Genomic DNA, 17,937 nt, shown 5'->3' on the forward strand with positions numbered 1-17,937 from the left:
GAAAACCTGCCACCCCACTTATAGAATCTTCTAAATCCTATTTTCAGGAATCTTCTAATTCCTATTTAGAATGTGTTTAATATCAACGTAAAGACTCACGAGTTTCTTTACCGTGAAATCAAGAAGTAATACTCCTATAAACACTGAAATAAAAACCGCTATAACAATTTCCATAATTAACTCACGCTCCTTATGCTAGAAAATCATCATCTTCTAAAGTCGTAAAATCATCAGTTGCGAGACTACGTCCGCCGAGCGGCTCACCGTCTCGAATTTTTTGAATATTGCCAAGACCGCAAGCGATACCCTTATTACCGTTAGAGTTAAAAGCGTAGAAGTTGATGGAAACCCTCGCATAGCAGCCTGAATACACTTCACTACGGTCCATGATTGGTTTTACCTGTTTGTCTACAATCTGCGGAGCCGTGGTTGAGTTCGCGTTAATGAAGTAATGTCCTTTATACGCTTCATCATCACGCTCAATATCCCCGTCCCTCAGTGGTGTTTTAAGAGCAGCCTTGTTTGGTTTCTTACCGCCGAACTTGCCGACACCTTCCTCAATCGCAGCATCAATAGCTTTCTCAATAGCGTTTACTGTTTCAACATCACTTTTAGGGATAAGCAGTGAAACACTATATTTTTCAGGGCCGCCGTTAATAGACTTTGGCTCCCAACCATTGAAATAGGAAAGACGCGTGTTCTTACCAGTGATAACCTTCGTGTTATTTAATTTAGACATAGTACTAATTCTCCTTTTTGAATTCTTGATTTACATTTGTTACATTGACTTTTGCCCGCTTATCCGAATCGGGTACGAGCGTAAGTTTTCCAGACGGTTTGATAATGAGGTCGCCCAGAATATCCTCAAATTTTTTCTTGCCCATAAGCTTTTGCATTTCCGTTAAACCGATAAGACTAGTTTTGAAAATGTCACTAAAGCCATGAGCTTTCGCTTTCTCAATAACCGCTGTCTCATCCTTAAACTTGCGAACTGAACGTCCTTCCACGAGTTTGAAACCGCTCCACTCTTTACCATGGTTTATAGCTGAATCTGTGGCGTAAGCTAAAACATCATCAGCCCACTTCGTGAGCTTAGGTATAAGTGTGAGTACTTCTTCAATCTCACTATCTGTTAAAACAGAAGGCGGTTTGAACTCAAATTCTGCAAGCTTTAGATTTTCCTCGGCACGCTTTCTGCATACTGCTTTTGCCCTGCAAAACCTGCACCAGTCACCGGCTTCAAATTCGCCTTCGCCTTTAATAGCAAGCTCTGCTTTAGGTTTAAGCACGCTTTCAGCCCAAGAGATAAGCTCCGTGACAGGTAGTGTGAAAGTTGATACGTTGTCTCGTCTTGGCTGAAAAATACTCATCTCAACGCTTTGTATCTCATACAAGCTGTCAAAGAGTGCTAAAGCTCCAAGTGCGTAGCATTTCATCTGAGGATTCTCGTAAGCGTCCACCAGCACGCCTTGACCGTACTTAAAGTCGATAACCTGCAGCGTTTTATCGCCTACAATAATGCAGTCCGCTGTACCAAACCCACTAGGCACGTAAGCTGAAAAATCAACTTTCTGCTCGATGAGAAGAATAGGATCTTGACAGTTAAGTTTTGCCTGCTCGTATTTTTCCATTACGAAATCCACGTAAGCATCCGAGCATTCCTGCATCTCGTTTGAGTCATACTCGGTTGACGGTTTTTCACACGGACGGTTAAGAAGCTTATTCAGCTTGTACTCACACCACGCGTGTGCCGCCGTTCCTTCCTCAGCCGCTGTAGAAGTAGTGTTTTCAAACTTTTCTTCTAAAACAGCACTCGGAGTACACTTAATCCACCTGTGAGCAGAAGATGGGGAAAGTAAAGCATGCTTAGTCACTTGTCATACCTTTCGCCTCTTCAAGAAGCTCAGCGTATTTACCTTCATCAAGTTCTGAAAGCCTGTTAGCTCCGAACTTGACGATAAGCGCTTTTACTTCCGCGGTTTTACCATGTTGGCTAAGTTTTGCTAAAACCGCTCGCACATCCTCCAAACTCACCTTTTTAACAGACCCCTTATTATTAGGAGCTGTTTCTTTACAACCAGCACCAGAAGCACCGGCATCATCAAACAGCGTTTTAAGATGAGCTGTTAAGTTTTCCAAGTCTTTGATGACTTCTCTCAATATTTCCTTTTTCACGGTTTTCCTCCTTAAACTTCTTTGACATCAACTGACTGAACACTTTTTCCGGGATCTAATAGGTAGACTTGCGAGTAATCACCAAATAACCAGCGGATAAACCGTTGAGGTAATCGCATCACAGCTCCACGTAGAACCTGTTTCTTCTCACCGTTTTCACCGGTGACGTTAATAACGATCTTGTGTTTCACGAGTTTTGCCTCCTTTCTATAAGGGGTTTCTTCCTTACACATCACAGGCAAAGAAAAAGGAGGAGTTTTTAACCTCCTCCAAATAAAATTTCTAGAATTTTTCTGGTAAAACTTTTTTAAGATTTACGATGGCACTATCCAGATGCTTTTTAACACCGGCAGACGAAATACCAAGCATGCTCGCAATCTCTGACTGAGTGTATCCTTCAATAAACATCAAACGAATAACCTGACGCTGCTTGTCAGTAAGCGTTGAAAACGCATGCTCCATTTCTTCTGACATTTCAAAACCATAATCGTTGGTAATAAAACCATAATCATCAGTAGTACTAAGAGCTTCAGCAAGATGACTTTTATCTACCTCAAGCTCGCCATCTGCATCAAAGTCAATCGAGGAATTATAGTTGGGTAGGAAATGATCGTTAGCAGCATACTCCACGTCATCCTTGTTAGGCTCATAACCATGCTTCGCTTTGAACTTCTGGATATACTGCTTCTTCCACGCTTCAATCTCAGCTTTTTCTTCAGCAGTTCTATTAGGACGCAGGTTCTTATTGTTGTAGTAAACCTCACTGTCATCCATTGAGTGAAGCATTTTAATATCCGCTTCAGTGACACCGTTTTCGCCTGGTTTGATTTCGATAGTTTCTTCACTATAACTACCATCTTCATTACGAACACAACTTGTATACTTATATGTTGCTCGATCGTTGCTATTAGTTTTGCGAGTCCTCATGCTCACCCTTCCCGCCTGCAGCGGTAGGGTGAAGACACATACAAAAAAGAGCCGATACTTTATGAAGCACCGACTCTAATACCTGAAAAAACAGCCATAGTAGAAGTAGAGGTACTTCATAGGAGTCATGAAAAACCATGAGGATCCTATTGACGTATCTCATCGCCCTATAGCTAATCAGGCTTTAACTGTTTACTAGTAGTGTCTTATTGATTAATCATTAACCACAATCTTGTTAATTGTTCCAAAAATTCTTATAACATTTACCCGCTCTTTCTTAAAACCCGTATCACGAGTGTAAAAAAGAGTGGAATAATCTCGTTTTTATAACAGTTTGACATGTAAAAACCACACTTGCCTTGAAAGCTACGTGCTTTGAGGTTTAAGCGTTAACAATGTTTTCACCCCCCTTCTCGTTAAACAACACTCGTTTTAGAAAACAAAACAAGCATTAGCCACGCTCTAATAGAGTCCCAACCGTAGCTAATAAAGTCCCAACTGTATTTAATACAATCCCAACAAATCTAATATAATCCCAACCGTATTAATATCAGAAATCCTCACTACGCAAAAAGCGTTATAGACCTAACTACTTTTAGTGTTACCGTTAGAGCTTCTGATTAAAACACTTCAGATAAAATGTTCAAGTTATTATTATGCTAAAGAGGCTCTTCAAAAACCTGACAAATACGCACATATACGGGGTTGCATACACGAGATTGCAGAAGAAAACTTCTTTACTTATGACTCTCCTAGAATATGGTTAATGTTGAGAACTAAAGGTATTAAAATATCTGAAAAAGTAGTAAGACGGCTCATGAAAGAAGAGTCAATTGAGGTTAGATATGCTAGGCGTAAAAGACGCTATTCAAGCTATAGAGGAGAAATTACTCCTGCATGTAGTAACATCGTTAATAATAATTTTCATGCAGATTCACCTAATAAGATTTGGCTTACAGATATTACTGAGTTTTCAGTAAAAGAGTCAAAACTCTATTTAAGCCCTATGATTGACTGTTTTGATGGTAAAGTGGTCTCTTACGCTCTTTCAAACCACCCAGATCAGTGTCTTGTAAATGAAATATTAGAAGGGGCTTTAACTACCCTTAACACTACAGAATGTAAAAGCTTAGCTATTCATACCGATAGAGGATGTCACTATAGAGGCGGTAGGTGGATTGAGAGGTTAGAAGGTCTTGGTATTACACGCTCCACGTCAAGAAAAGGAAACAGTGGAGATAATGCTGCCTGTGAAGGATTTTTTGGACGAATGAAAACAGAAATGTATTATCCACTTAACTGGGATAGTACAGAAGAATTACGTCAAGCTATTCATACTTATATTGATTTTTACAACAATCACAGAATTAAAATGGGGCTTAAAAGACAATTATGGAACATCGTGCTATGATTGCACAAAATGTCTAAAATTGTCCTAAGCCCCTTTTGTTTTCAATGTCAAGTAATACTAAATGTTGAGCTTTTTTAGCTTAACAACAGAGAGCTTTCTTTGGTATTTCAACGAAAACTCGGGTTTTTAGACACGCTTTTTGCCGCTTACCCCAATTTAGACGATATACGCCAATACGAGTACCACTACGAGTATAACTGCCACGGCAGCAGCAAACACCACGTAATCCATAGGCTTCACATGGTGATGCTGCAACAATGCATGGCATACAAACGCTGCGATCAGCAAGATTACCCCTGAAATAGCATTGGCATACCAAGGTAAATGATTGATGCACGAGAAAACAACACTCGTCAGCCAAATGGTAGCAAACGAAGCAAGCCATGACCGATGCCCTGTTGTGGCATGCTTCTTCGAAATAGTTGCATCATCCATATTAACACCCCAATGCTGCTGTCAAAGTGCCACCTGCAGCGCTACAAGCTATATCAGCCGAAACACCAGCAAGTGGTGTCGCCAATCCAGAAATACCAAGTGATAATGGAGTACAAACTGTTGCATCCCATAAAACATTCCATCCCACACCAATCCATTTAGGAATACAATGATGTTTCTTTCCACCACGTTCTAAAGCTGTCTCTAAGGAAACAGTAGGAGCAATCCTATGAAGAACTTTGCTATAACCAAAATCAACATGCTGCCCGTCATGAACTGTTAAATTGATAGTTGCTATAGTATGATTTGTTGCATCTCTCCAAGTAGCTATATTATTCTTTACTACGATAGTATCACCAGCTAGCGTATGCACATTCAATCCTTGTCCAGATACTGGAACAATTGAACGTCGACCATCTGGAGAACGCAATCCTCTCATTTCAGACTTAAAATTCCCATATTGTGATGTTGATTGAACTGCAAAAGATGGAGTTGCAAACACCATACTTCCAAGTAATGATGCTGCAGCTATTAACAATGAACTAACTTTCTTCATCATAAGATGACCTCTCTAATATTGGCCTTATCAATTAGTGAGTAAGCGTATTCCAGTAAACAGCATGTTGGCCAAACATGTGGTGAGTGACTCACGTTGTTATGCTCACAAGTCAACAGTATAATACTTGATTGATAGAAACGCCGTCATAATCAGGTAAGCGGATTATTAAAGCCTTGAGACAATCTTTGTTGTACGGCACTATGAACCTTTATAACTTATATACCACGGTGGGAATTCTTTTCATAATTGGTGCAATCAGTTTCTTTTTATCTCGCAAACTATTTAAATACGAATAAAACTATAAATAGCATATGAGTATGTGATTACTGATGAAATATAGTTTTCACATACTCAGTGTTTTATTCTCTCCTAGTATATAGAATTAATTAGTAACATCCATATGCTGTCCCTTTCACGGGAATTCTTGCAGCAAAAACTAGGACTTTTTTAGACTTCTATTGTAACTACTTTTATGGTTACTTTTGCATAAACCACCCTTGGTGCAAAGTGGCGAATCGACTTGCATGAGCGATTAAAACATAATTCGCGAATGCACTTCGATTCGCTGAGCTTGCTCAAAGTTGAAAGCACAGTGTGCTTTCAACGCAAGCGAAGTACGTTAACATCCTGTGCACTCGACCCTAAAGCGTCGACATGTTCCCTCATACAGCAAAATCACGCTCAAAAACCGCGAGAACCCAGCTTAAAGCCGCTTCGCATTAAACCTTTTAACGATAGCCCTCGCTAACCCCTGCTACACAAGGGCAAACTTGCACCCACCTAATCAGCCTTTGACATCAATACAACACTCTCGACGTGATGAGTGTTGGGATATATATCGAACGCGCGCAAAGACTGAACGCTGTAACCAAGCTCCCTAAACGTGCCAACATCGCGAGCAAGACTAGTAGGATCGCAAGCAACATACACAACGCTTCTTGCTCCAGACTTCGCAATCTGCTTACAAACTTGAGCTTTAGCACCAGCGCGCGGAGGATCTAACACAACAACATCAGGATGCGCAAATCGGCGAACAATCTTAGATGACTTACTCGCCTTAAACACCTGCGATTCAAGCGTTTGCGCAACATCGCCTTCAAGAGCTTCAACAACATCCCTGCTAAGACCTGCGCGCCCAATGTTTCGCCTTGCATTCTTTACAGCAATCGGCGCACCCTCAATGCTAAGCACTCGAGCTGGTTCTGCAGAACCAAAAGCGCCAGCAGCACCCGCAGCACCAGAAGAATCTCCGCCAACATTAGCCAAAGTCGCAAGCGGAATCGTAAACAAACCTGACCCAGAATACAAATCCCACAAAACCGTATTCTTAGTGCGCCCATCAAGCGCAGAACGAACTAATCCCAAAACGTAGTTCACCAAATGCTCTGGAGCTGCGCGGTGAATCTGCCAAAAACCGCGCGCGTCAACATCGTAGTCAAATGTACGCATACGCGATGAATCGCCAGCAGCCGCAACGCGCACGCGCTCGCGCAACAAAGCCGAGCCTGCAACCAACTCATCATTTACTATAAGCGCATAATTTTCGCCAATCGCACTAAGAAGCGCAGCCTTGTCATTAAAATCTAAACCATCAACACGCGGCTCTGGAACAGCAAGACGAATTTGCGCATTTGGCGAGAAAGAACGATTCCACAAGTCCAAAGAATCCGCAACAGCCAAAACCGCGCGCGACGCAAGCGGCATAGTATCAATCGCAATGCGGTCATGCGACTCGCGCTTACGCATAGACAATCGCCCTTCATCATCCGCAACCAACTCCATGCGCGTACGCCAATTAAATCCGTTAAGCTCCTCGTCCCCTGGAATGCGCTCAACACTAACATCGCTTTCCGCAATATCCATGTGCGCTAAACGTTGGAATTGATTGGCAATCACGGAAGCCTTCCAACGAATCTGACCAGGCAAAGAAACGTGAATTAAATCCGCTCCTCCAACTCCGCCGCCCTGAGCCAGCGGACCCGCGAGCTTCCAGCGAGGCTCCACACGATCCGCGCTAGGCTCCAAAACTTCTACAACTTCGCCAGTAAAAAAGTGCGCTTTTGCACGCATCGGCTCATCCATACGCACAACAACCAGCTCACCAGGGAGGGCAAATCGCACGAACACAACGCGTCCTTCGAGATGACCTACGCATCTTCCTTGATCCGCATATCGCTCGATTCGCATCGTCACTTGCATAGACCACCCCTTAGTTTTGCGTTTTGTTAAGCTGATTTTCTTCTCGATTTTTATGATGAAGACGCATAAACGGCGTTGCAATAATCAAGTAAGAAACCCAAATTGCCAGCGCCCAGAACGGCAATCCCATAAGCAATCGAACTGTACCAAGCCACACAACGTGATTCGTCAAATATAATGGCACTTGCAAAACGAGCCTCAGCGCAAAAACGCCAATCCACAATCCAGTAACATACATGTATGCACGCTTAAGTGGCTTATAATCAAGCCATTCGTGAAGCCACGCGCCAAAATTTTCCGTAGGCATTTTGCGAATCGACTCAATCACAAGCCCAAGCGCTGGCACGCGAGCAATCAGCGAAATCGCAAGAAGCGCACCATACACAGCGTTTGTAATAAAGCCCATCATATAGTAGTCGCGCGCTTGATGACTCGTCCACACCCAAATAAGGCAGATTCCAACGGAAACAAGCCCACTAATTGCTCCCATAATTGACTGGCGCTGAATAAGGCGCACTACAACTTGCAAAACTGCAAGAACAGCCGACGCAATAACCGTTGTTTGCACATTTCGTGTTACAACAAAGCAAATAACAAACAGCAAGCCTGGCAGCATGGATTCGATTACTCCTCGAACTCCGCCAAGGGAGTCAATCACGGAAAACGCTTTTTCTTCGGAACCAATTGAAGCCAAAGAAGCTAATCCCGAGCGTTTTTTGCCGCGCACATTTTTTTCCAAGACAATATCCTTTGCTGCCTGACTTTACCGTCGAACTTTACTATATGACTTTTGCTAACGACTTTTGCTATTTGATTTTACTAACGAACTTCGGAGAACATTGGGCCGCGAGTTAGTGTAGTCTTTACTTCCACCTGCTGATCGGCACCAAGCGGACCCTTTGGACGGCCTGGAATTTCGCCAGAATTGCCATCGCCATCGCCATTGCCATCGCCAGAATCTCTAGGAACCGAAACGTCATGCATTGGAATCATATCTCGAGGAGCTAATGGTTCGCCCCCGCGATCTACAACAATGTCGCTAAACCACTTGTTAAGCAAAACGGTTTCATCGCTAGCCTTTTTTGCATCTGCAGCAGCGTTTCCAGCAGCAGCGTTTCCAGCAGAATCTGCAGCAGCTACACCAGAAAATACTCCGCGAAGCATCCAACGCGTACCGTCTACTCCAACAATTCGCGTATCCACAGTTTTATCTTCAACTTTAACTGGCAGTATAAGCTCTTTGCCAAAAACGCCATTCACTTCCCTGGCATTAGAATTTCCCTTAAGCAAATCCGCGCGAACTTCGCTCCAGATTCCTTCTGTTTTAGGAGCTGCAAACGCCTCAACTTCAACGCTAGAAGACTTATACGTAACAGTTACGCCAAGAACTTGCCCAGATTCACGCTGCTTTTTTACACGCAGCTCCATTCCCTGCAAATACGGAATGCGAATAGCACCAAAATCAATATACGCACTTAAATCAGGAACTTTTTCGTCTGCAATATCCCACGGGCCTCTAAGGTTTCCTCGGCCTAAATAAGTATCTGCGTTATATCCACCTTCAACAAGCTCGTTTAAGGCTGAATTTTGGGATTGCAAATCCGCAAGATTTTCAGCATTTTTATCTGCATCTTTAGACTTGCGCTTTGACTTAAACCATCCCATGATTCCTCTTTTCTAATGGCCAACGCCACTTTTACTCAACTTCACCAGACTACCACAAGCAAAGCAAAATCACACATTGTATCTTATGCTTAGCGCAGCGTGATCAGACCAACGCGAATCGTAGCTTGGCGCGCGGTCAATCACAAATCCGCAAGCAGTTTCTGCAAGCTCTGGAGTTGCAAATTGGTAGTCTAAACGCCATCCAACATTGTTATCAAAAGCCTTGCCGCGCTGACTCCACCACGTGTATGGCCCTTGAATATTGCCAGCAAGCATTCGCATAACGTCTACAAACTCGTATTCGTTAATCCAGCGATCTATATACGCGCGCTCTTCTGGCAAAAATCCAGCACTTTTTTCATTCGCCTTAGCATTTTTAATGTCAAGAGGCGTGTGCGCAATATTAAAATCGCCACACAAAATCGCCTGATTTCCGCCACTTGCAGCAATATCTCTAAGCTCGCCCAATCGCGTAAGCATAGTATCTAGAAAGCGGAATTTTTGATGCATTTTCTGCGGATCGTCAACATTTCCAGCGTGAACATACACGCACGCAACCGTAATATCATACCCCAAAGGCGTATGAACATCGGTTTCTACCCAGCGCCCAGAATCCACGTCTTCGGTTAAACCAGGCAAACCATAACGCTGATTTATAACTGGCAAAGACGTTACAAGCGCCACTCCAGCACGACCTTTAACCTTGCAAATTTGGTTTGTAACGCAAAATGGCCCATTATTCTGCTGCGATTCGCCACTTTTAGATGCATATAAATCCTCAATTTTACTCATAATCGGATCAATCGCATCTTGCGGAGCACGAACCTCTTGCATACACCACACATCTGGCGTGTGATTTTGCACCCAATCAAGCATTCCCTTGCGTTCGGCGGCGCGAATACCGTTTAAGTTTGAAGTTGTAATCGTAATCATAAAATTCACCCTAATCGAATATGCGTATTACAAAATGGCAGATATTAAATTGCAGATATCAAATGGCAGATATTTTAAGCTTTGCACACCATTTTGCTGCAGATTTTCCACTACCTTGACGCAACAGAAAGCATCCAATTTGCACGATTTTCCGCTTCTTCGTTAGAAACACAAACCATAAGCACGGTATCATCGCCAGCAACCGAACCTAAAATTCCCTTTAATGGCTGCCTATCAATAACACTCGCAACATATTGAGCAGCGCCCGAAGGAGTGTGAATCACAACAATATTATTAGCAAATCCAACTTCTGTAATAAGACCAGAAAGAGTTCTTGCAACTTGCTGATCAATCCTAACTGTGTCCATTGCGTGACGGTTGCCAGTGCCATCTCCCAAGACGTACGCAATTCTGCCATCTGTAAGACGAATTTTAACAGCATTTATCTCGTCTAAATCGCGACTTAGAGTTGCTTGAGTAACATCAAAACCATTACGAGCCAAAACAGAAGCAAGCTGCGATTGAGAAGTAATAACCTCGCTTAAAAGCGCCTGCTCAATCGCGTTTAATCGCGCAGCCTTAGTTGCAGGACGCTGTTTGCCAGCAGAGTCATTATCATCAAAATTCCCAAAATTCTTCTTTGCATGAACCATAGCTGACAAACCTTTCTAAAAAAACTATTCCAATCTAATATACATGTATATATGCATAACTTTCCGTATATTTACCAAGATTGACCAATATTTACTAATATTTATTGATCTTTATTAATATTTGCATATTGGATATAACGAATATACTGAATAGAAATCACAATAAAAAATGCGGCCAAACAACTAAAGAATAGTTATTCAGCCGCATTAATTAAAAGCTAATTCACGATTTTACACGCGCAAAGTTGCATGCAAATCTTTAGCAGCTTTTGTAATTGCTTCTCGAACAGCTTCCATTTCTTCGCCAGAAAGCGTACGGTCTGCAGCTCTAAACGTTACAGAATAAGCAAGAGAGCGCAAACCATCTGAAAGCTGCTCGCCTTCATAAACATCAAACAGTTCAATCGACCCAAGCAAATCGCCAGAAGCCTTAACAATAGCTTTCTCTAAATCGCCAGAAGTCAAAGAAGAAGGAGCAACAAACGCAAAGTCCTGCTTAACTGGAGGGAATGTAGAAACAGGCTTTGCTTGAACAGGCTTAACTTGCATTGCGTCAAACAATGCACTCAAATCAAGCTCGAATGCTGCAGAATGCTTTGGCAAATCCAAGTTCTCATTAACGCTAGGGTGAAGCTCGCCAACAATGCCAATTTCAACATCGTCGCCGCCATCAACAGCAACAAACACTTTGGCAGTACGTCCTGGATGCCAAGATGCTGGAGCATTGTTTGCACTAAGCTGACGAATCTTAAAATCAACGCCAATGCGCTTTCCTAAACGCTGAACAGCTTCTAGAGCATCGCTGTAATCAACGTCTCGATGCGTACCAAGCCAGCCAGTTTCTTCTGCTTTACCAGTAAAAAGCGCCGCAACATGCAAAGGCTGCTTAGGCAAACCCGCATCCAAAGCTGCAAGCTGAGCGTCCGTAGGACGAACCGAGCCAGGCAAAGCAGGAATTGCAGGAGCATTAGGATCTGCAAAATACACGTGGCCAAGCTCATAAAGCGAAACATTGCTCAAACCGCGGCGAATATTTCTGCGAACCGTTCCAGCCAAAGTGGTAAGAACATTCCTACGAAGCCAAGGGCGATCGCCAGCCAAAGGATTTGCGATTTTTACACTGACTTTAGAAATCGAATCAACGTCCTGGCGGAAAGCTTTAAAATCTTCCTCACCAACAAACGGGTAGCTCAAAGATTCAACCAAGCCCATTTCTGCAAGCTCGTAAGCAATAGCTCTACGAGTTGCTTGCTCCTGCGTTAAACCAGTTTTGCCAGTAACAGGAACAGCTGGAACCTTAACAGGAATCTCATCGTAGCCAACCAAGCGCGCGATTTCTTCAACCAAATCGCATGGCTCATTTAAGTCTGGACGCCAAGTTGGAGGCAAAACAGAGAAAGAACCATTTCCGCCGCCAGCAACCGAGCAACCAATATCCGTAAGAATATCGCTAATGCGGTTCAAATCAATGCTTAATCCAGAAACGCGCTCTACTTCGCTAGCCTTAAACACAATAACGTTTCTATCAACCGTATTATTTACGTCTGTAGGTGTGTTAGAAGGCTCTCCAGAACCAAACTCGCTGAGCATTGTAACAGCCATTTGCGCAGCTGCAGGCTGAAGCTGAGTATCTACTCCGCGCTCAAACCTACGAGAAGCCTCTGTTGGAAGCTTGTGCCTACGAGCTGTACGCGCAATAGAAACGGGATCAAAGTGCGCTGCCTCAACAAGAATATTCTTTGTTTCGCTAGTTACTTCTCCATACATTCCGCCCATTACACCAGCAAGGCCAAGAACTCGAGAACCGTGATTTCCCTTTGGAGAATCGCAAATAAGCAAGTCTTCAACGTTAAGCTCTCTATCTTTGCCATCTAAAGTTGTTAAATGCTCTCCAGCTTTAGCGCGACGAACAACAATAGGGCCTTCAATCTTGTCTAAATCATAAGCGTGGAGAGGCTGACCTAAGTCGAGCATTACGTAATTTGTAACGTCTACTGCAAGAGATATTCCACGCATTCCAGCGCGAGTCAAACGCCTACGCATCCAATTAGGGCTTGCGGATTGTGGATTAAAGTTGCGCACTACACGCGCGTAGTATCGATCGCATCCAACAACGCCATGAATAGGGTTTGTATCTTCAATGCTAACTTCAATATCTGTAGACGCGTTTTCAACAGAAACCTGGCTGGCCTTATTGTTAAGTTCCACCACAGGATCCGTGTATGCAGCACCAGTTGAATGGTGATATTCGCGCGCAACACCCCTGTAAGAGAACGCGTAACCGCGATCAGGAGTGATGTTAATCTCTAGCAAAGGCTTGTTTAAGTGAAGAAGCGACATTGCGTCATCTCCAGGCTTTAATGCCTCGTATTCTGCTTTAGAGAATCCATATTCGCGTAGCAAAATAATGCCATCGTGACTATCTCCCAACCCAAGCTCGCGCTCGGAAGCGCACATTCCGTTAGAAATGTGGCCGTACGTTTTGCGAGGCTCAATCTTAAAATCGCCAGGCAAAACAGCTCCAGGAAGAGTTACAACAACCTTTTCTCCAGCAGCCATATTTGGAGCGCCGCAAATAATTCCACGAGGAACCTTATTGCCATTTTCGTCTACCTCGTTGTATTTATCTCCAACGTCAACATGGCACCAGTTAATAACCTTGCCATTTTTTTGTGGCTCTGGAGTAGCATCAACAACGTAGCCTACAACAATAGGACCTGTAACTTGAGAATCGTGAATCTCTTCTTCTTCCAAGCCAACGCGTACTAAATCTTTAGCAAGCTGAGTATAAGTCAAGTCTTCTGGCACTTCAACATGATCTTTAAGCCAGTCAATATCTACCATTGGCATGAGTTACTCTCCCATCACAAACTGTTCTGCGAAGCGCTTATCGCCTTCAACCAAATCGTGCATATCGTTAATATCGTGACGAAGCAGCAAAGTGCGCTCCAAACCAACACCGAAAGCAAATCCCGTATAAACATCTGGATCTAAGCCTGCAGACTTAAGAACGTTCGGGTTAACCATTCCGCAACCGCCCCATTCAATCCAACCTGGGCCACCCTTTTTATCTGGGAACCAAAGATCCAACTCCGCACTAGGCTCCGTAAACGGGAAGTAGCTTGGGCGCAAACGGCTTTTTGCATCTGGGCCGAACATTGCAACAGCAAGGCGATCAAGCACACCCTTTAAATCTGCCATGCTTAAGTGCTTATCTACTGCCAGAGCTTCGCACTGATGGAATACTGGTGTATGCGTGGCATCAAGCTCATCCGTGCGGAACACACGGCCTGGGGATGCAATATACAGAGGAACGCCTCGCTCAATTAACGCGCGAACCTGATCGGAAGAAGTCTGCGTGCGCAAAACCATGTTAGATCCCACAAATCCTGCAGCATCCTTTGCCTGATTTCCTTGCACGTAGAAAGTATCTTGCATTTGGCGAGCAGGATGATCTGGGCCAAAGTTCAATGCATCAAAGTCAAACCACTCTGTTTCCACTTCTGGACCTGCAGAAATCTGCCAACCCATAGACACAAAAAAGTCCTCAAAGTCTTCGATAATACGCGCAATCGGATGGCGAGCGCCAAGCGGCTTACGATTTATTGGCAAAGTCATATCAACTGTTTCTTTTTGAAGCATATTTGCTTCTTCAACAGCCTTAATACGCTCTTGCGCCGCCGCAAATTCCCTACCAAAATCAGCACGCAAAGCAGACATTACTTTGCCAGCTTCTTTCTTTTCTTCTACTGGAAGACTTCCAATAGCTTTGCTAGCAAGCGTCATTGCAGACTGGGCGCCAGCATACTTAGTTTTTGCCGCTTTTAAATCTTCCATTGTTTTAGCGGCTTGAACACAAGCAATGCCCTCTTTTACTACCTTTGTAATTGCCTTTGCATCGAACGGCTGACTCTTTGCCACAGCACCCTTCCTATCCGTGTATGCGTACTTTTGTAGAGCATTCAAAAACGTCTCAAATCCCCATTTTTCGCTCATGACTAGACATAGCCAAGCCCATTAGCATTACTGCTGCGCTGGTTGCTAAGTTCATTGATTCCGCTTTTCCGTAGATTGGTATTACCGATATTTCGTCTACTTTATTTAATACTTCTTGCGGCAATCCTCTGGCTTCATTTCCAAATAATATTGCGACATTAGAAGCGACATTAGAAGCATTATTAAACGAATCTAAAACACGCGCAAACGACTTTGGTTTTTTATTTTCCGTGCCGTAAATATCTGCAGCAATCACATTTATACTTGCGGTTTTTGCCCAATCAAACCACTCATTTTCACTCATTTTTACTACTGGCAAGTGGAATAATGATCCTGCAGTAGAGCGAACAAGCTTTGAGTTAAAACGACTTACGCAATCGTCAACAAAAACAACAGCATTGCAGCCCGCCACGTCTGCAACGCGAATAATCGCGCCAGCGTTGCCCGGGTCTCTTACCTGCCAGCATGCTGCAATCAGTATGTCTTTGCCAGATTTACCAATCTTACTAAATTCTTCTTTAAATTCTTTGTCTAAAACCTTAGAATCACAAAGCGCAACAATCCCCTGGCAATCCGTGCTGATTTTATGCATAACTTCTGCCGTTGCAGGATGCACATAGCAATCATTTTTTAAGGATTCGTCAACGATTTTGCTGATTGTCTCTAGAGAACCATTATTGCTAACGCCATTACTAACGCCATCACTGCCGCCATTAACAGCATCTTGCAAAACATAAATGTCTAAAATCGACTTACGCGCGTACCTTACGGCTTCCCTAACGCTTTGCGGACCTTCGACTAAAAAGCGCCCATCCTCTCGCGATTTTGCGCGACTTATTGCACAAATTCGCTTAACGCGATCGGAATGCGGATTATCCATTAGTTCTTTTAACGGCATAATATCACTCTACTTTACATATATTTACAACACGCGTAAGCGTTGCAATACAAGCGTTGCAATACAAAACTACTCGTGATGCTCCGACGAACTTTGAGTAGTGTATCCTTCTGGCTCCAACTGGAACGTTGTGTGCGAAACAGAAACTGGAAAATGCTCGCGCAAACAATCCTGAAGCTGGCTCAAAATATCTGCACACTGATCCATCGTCAAATCGCGCTCAACAACAACATGAGCCATAAAAATAGGCATTCCTGTAGAAACCGTGCTTGCGTGCAAATCGTGAACAGCAAGAACGTGCGGAACGTGCTCAAGATGTTCTCGAACTTTTTCTATATCCAAGCCCTCTGGCGTTTGCTCAAGCAAAACTTTTACAGCATTTTTAAGCAAGTGCAATGCACGCGGAATCATCAAAATCGCTATAATTCCGCCAGCCACAGCGTCAAAACCACTCCAATTGGTAGCTATCATAACAACTGCAGAAATAACTACCGCTACAGAACCTAAAGCATCGTTCATAACTTCCAAGAACGCTGCTCGCATATTCATATTGTCTTTAGATTGAGAAACCAAAATTATAAGCGAAGCAATATTTGCAAGAAGACCTAGAATACCAAAGAAAAGCAGCTGATTTACACTGTGAATCTCATTATGATTTGCCCCAAAAAGACGCATTCCAGATTCCACAATCGCATAAACACCTACAAAAAGAAGCACAAGAGCACCAGCCGCAGCCGTAATTACCTCTAGCCTTGCCCAGCCCCAAGTTCGCTTTGAATTAGGCTTCTTGCGCATTAAAATCGCAGTAACCGTAGACGCAGCTAAAACGGAAATATCTGTTAGCATATGTCCTGCATCAATTAGCAAAGAGATTGAATTGGTTAAAACAGAGCCGATTACTTCTGCCAAAAACACAATTGACGTTAGCGTTAATGTTAGAGAAAGCTTATGCTGATGCGCGTGGCTCGCACTAATTGCGTCTTTAACAGATGCAGCATTAGCGCTCGAATTTTCTAAATGATTATGCACAAAAATCTCCTATTTTGCTATACATTGTAATTCACCAAGATGATGAGAAGTTGATTCAGCAACCAAATCCTCTTTTAAATTGCCATTATCCGCCGCGTCAATTATTTTCATAGCAGCATCAACAATATCTGGCTGCAAAGCATTAATCCAATGAATACGCGAGTCTCTTCCAAACCAGCCCATTTGCTTGCGCGCGAGTCGCCTAGTTTTTTGCGCAATATCAGCAAAAGCTTCGTCTTCGCTACAAACACCATCTAAATAGTCCATTATTTGTGGATATCCCAAAGCCCTGCTAGCAGTAACGCCTAATTTTGAGCGAATCGCCTTAACTTCGTCTACAAAACCCTGCTCGCGCATCATTTTTGTACGAAGCTCCACTCGTGCATCCAAATCTTCTCTTTTTAAGTCCAAACCGATTTGCACGCAATCAATCAAATACTTGTATTTTGGCAAAGTTGCAGAATACGGCTTGCCTGTTAACTCAATGACTTCTAGCGCACGAATTGTTCGGCGTGAATTTCTTGGATCCATATTTTTAGCCGCCACTGGGTCGAGCCTTTGCAATTCTTCAAAAAGCGCCATTGCCCCTTGCGATTTTTCGCGCTCTTCCAAGGCTTTTCGTACAGAAGGATTTGTGCCAGGAAAAGTTATATCGTCAACAGCAGCGCGAGCATACAACCCAGAGCCGCCAACAAGAATCGGACGAATACCATTTTCTTGCAAATCGCGTATACATTGGCGCGCAAGCGTTTGAAACTTTGCAACGCTCATAGAATCTTCTGGATCAATAATATCTAGCAAATGATGCTTAACCGCACTCTGCTCTTCTTTAGTTGCTTTTGCCGTACCAATATCCATATAACGGTACATTTGATATGCGTCTGCGTTAATAATTTCCGCTTTTACACCACGTTCAGCAAATTTCTTTGCAATCGCAATACCAAGACTAGTTTTGCCAGATGCTGTTGGTCCTACAATCGAAATCACTTTCGGCGGTTTGCACACAATGCGCTCCTACGTAGCAAATTTAAGCTAATAAAATTTAAGCTAATAAAAA

At 43.3% G+C, this 17,937-nt stretch carries 18 protein-coding genes; 1 reads left to right on the forward strand and 17 read right to left on the reverse strand.

From position 1 onward, the window contains the following. Window positions 1-190 precede the first annotated feature (190 nt). The 5 genes from QP420_RS04260 to QP420_RS04280 all read right to left on the reverse strand — a co-directional run bounded on the left by QP420_RS04260 (window position 191) and on the right by QP420_RS04280 (window position 3,102). Window positions 191-739 carry a DUF2815 family protein gene (locus tag QP420_RS04260; RefSeq protein ID WP_004117141.1) on the reverse strand — a complete coding sequence of 183 codons (549 nt, stop codon included), beginning with the start codon at window positions 737-739 and terminating at the stop codon, window positions 191-193. 4 nt (window positions 740-743) lie between these two features. Then, the gene (locus QP420_RS04265; RefSeq protein WP_481616636.1) at window positions 744-1,874 is read right to left on the reverse strand and encodes a DUF2800 domain-containing protein; all 1,131 of its coding nucleotides are present in this window, start codon (window positions 1,872-1,874) and stop codon (window positions 744-746) included. Continuing rightward, window positions 1,867-2,175 (reverse strand): hypothetical protein, encoded by a 309-nt coding sequence (locus QP420_RS04270; RefSeq protein WP_481616637.1) that lies wholly within the window; start codon window positions 2,173-2,175, stop codon window positions 1,867-1,869. Before QP420_RS04270 ends, QP420_RS04265 begins: the two co-directional genes overlap by 8 nt. 11 nt (window positions 2,176-2,186) lie before the next feature. After that, window positions 2,187-2,366, reverse strand: coding sequence for a hypothetical protein (locus QP420_RS04275; protein WP_004114712.1), 180 nt, complete (start codon window positions 2,364-2,366; stop codon window positions 2,187-2,189). A gap of 91 nt (window positions 2,367-2,457) precedes the next feature. Then, on the reverse strand, window positions 2,458-3,102 hold the full coding sequence (locus tag QP420_RS04280) for a sigma-70 family RNA polymerase sigma factor (RefSeq protein WP_473412805.1): 645 nt from the start codon (window positions 3,100-3,102) through the stop codon (window positions 2,458-2,460). 598 nt (window positions 3,103-3,700) lie between these two features. Here QP420_RS04280 and QP420_RS04285 point away from each other — a divergent pair. Next, window positions 3,701-4,513, forward strand: coding sequence for an IS3 family transposase (locus QP420_RS04285; RefSeq protein ID WP_473412804.1), 813 nt, complete (start codon window positions 3,701-3,703; stop codon window positions 4,511-4,513). Between the two features lie 156 nt (window positions 4,514-4,669). Here QP420_RS04285 and QP420_RS04290 read toward each other — a convergent pair whose 3' ends face one another. From QP420_RS04290 to miaA, 12 genes are all read right to left on the reverse strand, one after another. Then, window positions 4,670-4,948 (reverse strand): hypothetical protein, encoded by a 279-nt coding sequence (locus QP420_RS04290; protein WP_033888441.1) that lies wholly within the window; start codon window positions 4,946-4,948, stop codon window positions 4,670-4,672. Window position 4,949: 1 nt separating this feature from the next. Beyond that, window positions 4,950-5,507, reverse strand: a complete 558-nt coding sequence (locus QP420_RS04295) for a hypothetical protein (RefSeq protein ID WP_112928551.1) — start codon at window positions 5,505-5,507, stop codon at window positions 4,950-4,952. 780 nt (window positions 5,508-6,287) lie between these two features. Then, window positions 6,288-7,706 carry a class I SAM-dependent RNA methyltransferase gene (locus QP420_RS04300; RefSeq protein WP_481616638.1) on the reverse strand — a complete coding sequence of 473 codons (1,419 nt, stop codon included), beginning with the start codon at window positions 7,704-7,706 and terminating at the stop codon, window positions 6,288-6,290. A gap of 10 nt (window positions 7,707-7,716) precedes the next feature. Continuing rightward, window positions 7,717-8,445, reverse strand: coding sequence for a DUF3159 domain-containing protein (locus tag QP420_RS04305; protein ID WP_415689247.1), 729 nt, complete (start codon window positions 8,443-8,445; stop codon window positions 7,717-7,719). 80 nt (window positions 8,446-8,525) lie between these two features. Continuing rightward, complete coding sequence (locus tag QP420_RS04310; RefSeq protein ID WP_481616639.1) at window positions 8,526-9,371, reverse strand: DUF3710 domain-containing protein; 846 nt, start codon at window positions 9,369-9,371, stop codon at window positions 8,526-8,528. Window positions 9,372-9,440: 69 nt separating this feature from the next. Beyond that, window positions 9,441-10,304, reverse strand: coding sequence for an exodeoxyribonuclease III (locus tag QP420_RS04315; RefSeq protein ID WP_415695751.1), 864 nt, complete (start codon window positions 10,302-10,304; stop codon window positions 9,441-9,443). A gap of 110 nt (window positions 10,305-10,414) precedes the next feature. Next, entirely contained in the window at window positions 10,415-10,957 is a 543-nt protein-coding gene (locus tag QP420_RS04320; RefSeq protein ID WP_016636269.1) for an arginine repressor, read from the reverse strand. Between the two features lie 231 nt (window positions 10,958-11,188). Continuing rightward, window positions 11,189-13,807, reverse strand: coding sequence for a phenylalanine--tRNA ligase subunit beta (gene pheT, locus QP420_RS04325; protein ID WP_481616640.1), 2,619 nt, complete (start codon window positions 13,805-13,807; stop codon window positions 11,189-11,191). Window positions 13,808-13,810: 3 nt separating this feature from the next. Continuing rightward, complete coding sequence (pheS, locus tag QP420_RS04330) at window positions 13,811-14,878, reverse strand: phenylalanine--tRNA ligase subunit alpha (protein ID WP_081090881.1); 1,068 nt, start codon at window positions 14,876-14,878, stop codon at window positions 13,811-13,813. A gap of 52 nt (window positions 14,879-14,930) precedes the next feature. Then, window positions 14,931-15,851, reverse strand: coding sequence for a TrmH family RNA methyltransferase (locus QP420_RS04335; protein WP_481616641.1), 921 nt, complete (start codon window positions 15,849-15,851; stop codon window positions 14,931-14,933). Between the two features lie 69 nt (window positions 15,852-15,920). Beyond that, window positions 15,921-16,880 (reverse strand): cation diffusion facilitator family transporter, encoded by a 960-nt coding sequence (locus tag QP420_RS04340; RefSeq protein ID WP_415689237.1) that lies wholly within the window; start codon window positions 16,878-16,880, stop codon window positions 15,921-15,923. A gap of 9 nt (window positions 16,881-16,889) precedes the next feature. Then, on the reverse strand, window positions 16,890-17,885 hold the full coding sequence (gene miaA / locus QP420_RS04345) for a tRNA (adenosine(37)-N6)-dimethylallyltransferase MiaA (RefSeq protein ID WP_481616642.1): 996 nt from the start codon (window positions 17,883-17,885) through the stop codon (window positions 16,890-16,892). Between the last annotated feature and the right edge of the window lie 52 nt (window positions 17,886-17,937).

This window comes from Bifidobacterium sp. UMB1197, assembly GCF_030217745.1.
In the GTDB taxonomy this organism is placed as follows: domain Bacteria; phylum Actinomycetota; class Actinomycetes; order Actinomycetales; family Bifidobacteriaceae; genus Bifidobacterium; species Bifidobacterium vaginale_B.

Excerpts from the sequence above, each read along its gene's own strand:
- QP420_RS04260 (WP_004117141.1), bottom strand. The coding sequence starts at position 739 with ATGTCTAAATTAAATAACACGAAGGTTATCACTGGTAAGAACACGCGT.
- QP420_RS04280 (WP_473412805.1), bottom strand. The coding sequence starts at position 3,102 with ATGAGGACTCGCAAAACTAATAGCAACGATCGAGCAACATATAAGTAT.
- QP420_RS04290 (WP_033888441.1), bottom strand. The coding sequence starts at position 4,948 with ATGGATGATGCAACTATTTCGAAGAAGCATGCCACAACAGGGCATCGG.
- QP420_RS04295 (WP_112928551.1), bottom strand. The coding sequence starts at position 5,507 with ATGATGAAGAAAGTTAGTTCATTGTTAATAGCTGCAGCATCATTACTT.
- QP420_RS04300 (WP_481616638.1), bottom strand. The coding sequence starts at position 7,706 with ATGCAAGTGACGATGCGAATCGAGCGATATGCGGATCAAGGAAGATGC.
- QP420_RS04310 (WP_481616639.1), bottom strand. The coding sequence starts at position 9,371 with ATGGGATGGTTTAAGTCAAAGCGCAAGTCTAAAGATGCAGATAAAAAT.
- QP420_RS04315 (WP_415695751.1), bottom strand. The coding sequence starts at position 10,304 with ATGATTACGATTACAACTTCAAACTTAAACGGTATTCGCGCCGCCGAA.
- QP420_RS04320 (WP_016636269.1), bottom strand. The coding sequence starts at position 10,957 with ATGGTTCATGCAAAGAAGAATTTTGGGAATTTTGATGATAATGACTCT.
- pheT (WP_481616640.1), bottom strand. The coding sequence starts at position 13,807 with ATGCCAATGGTAGATATTGACTGGCTTAAAGATCATGTTGAAGTGCCA.
- QP420_RS04335 (WP_481616641.1), bottom strand. The coding sequence starts at position 15,851 with ATGCCGTTAAAAGAACTAATGGATAATCCGCATTCCGATCGCGTTAAG.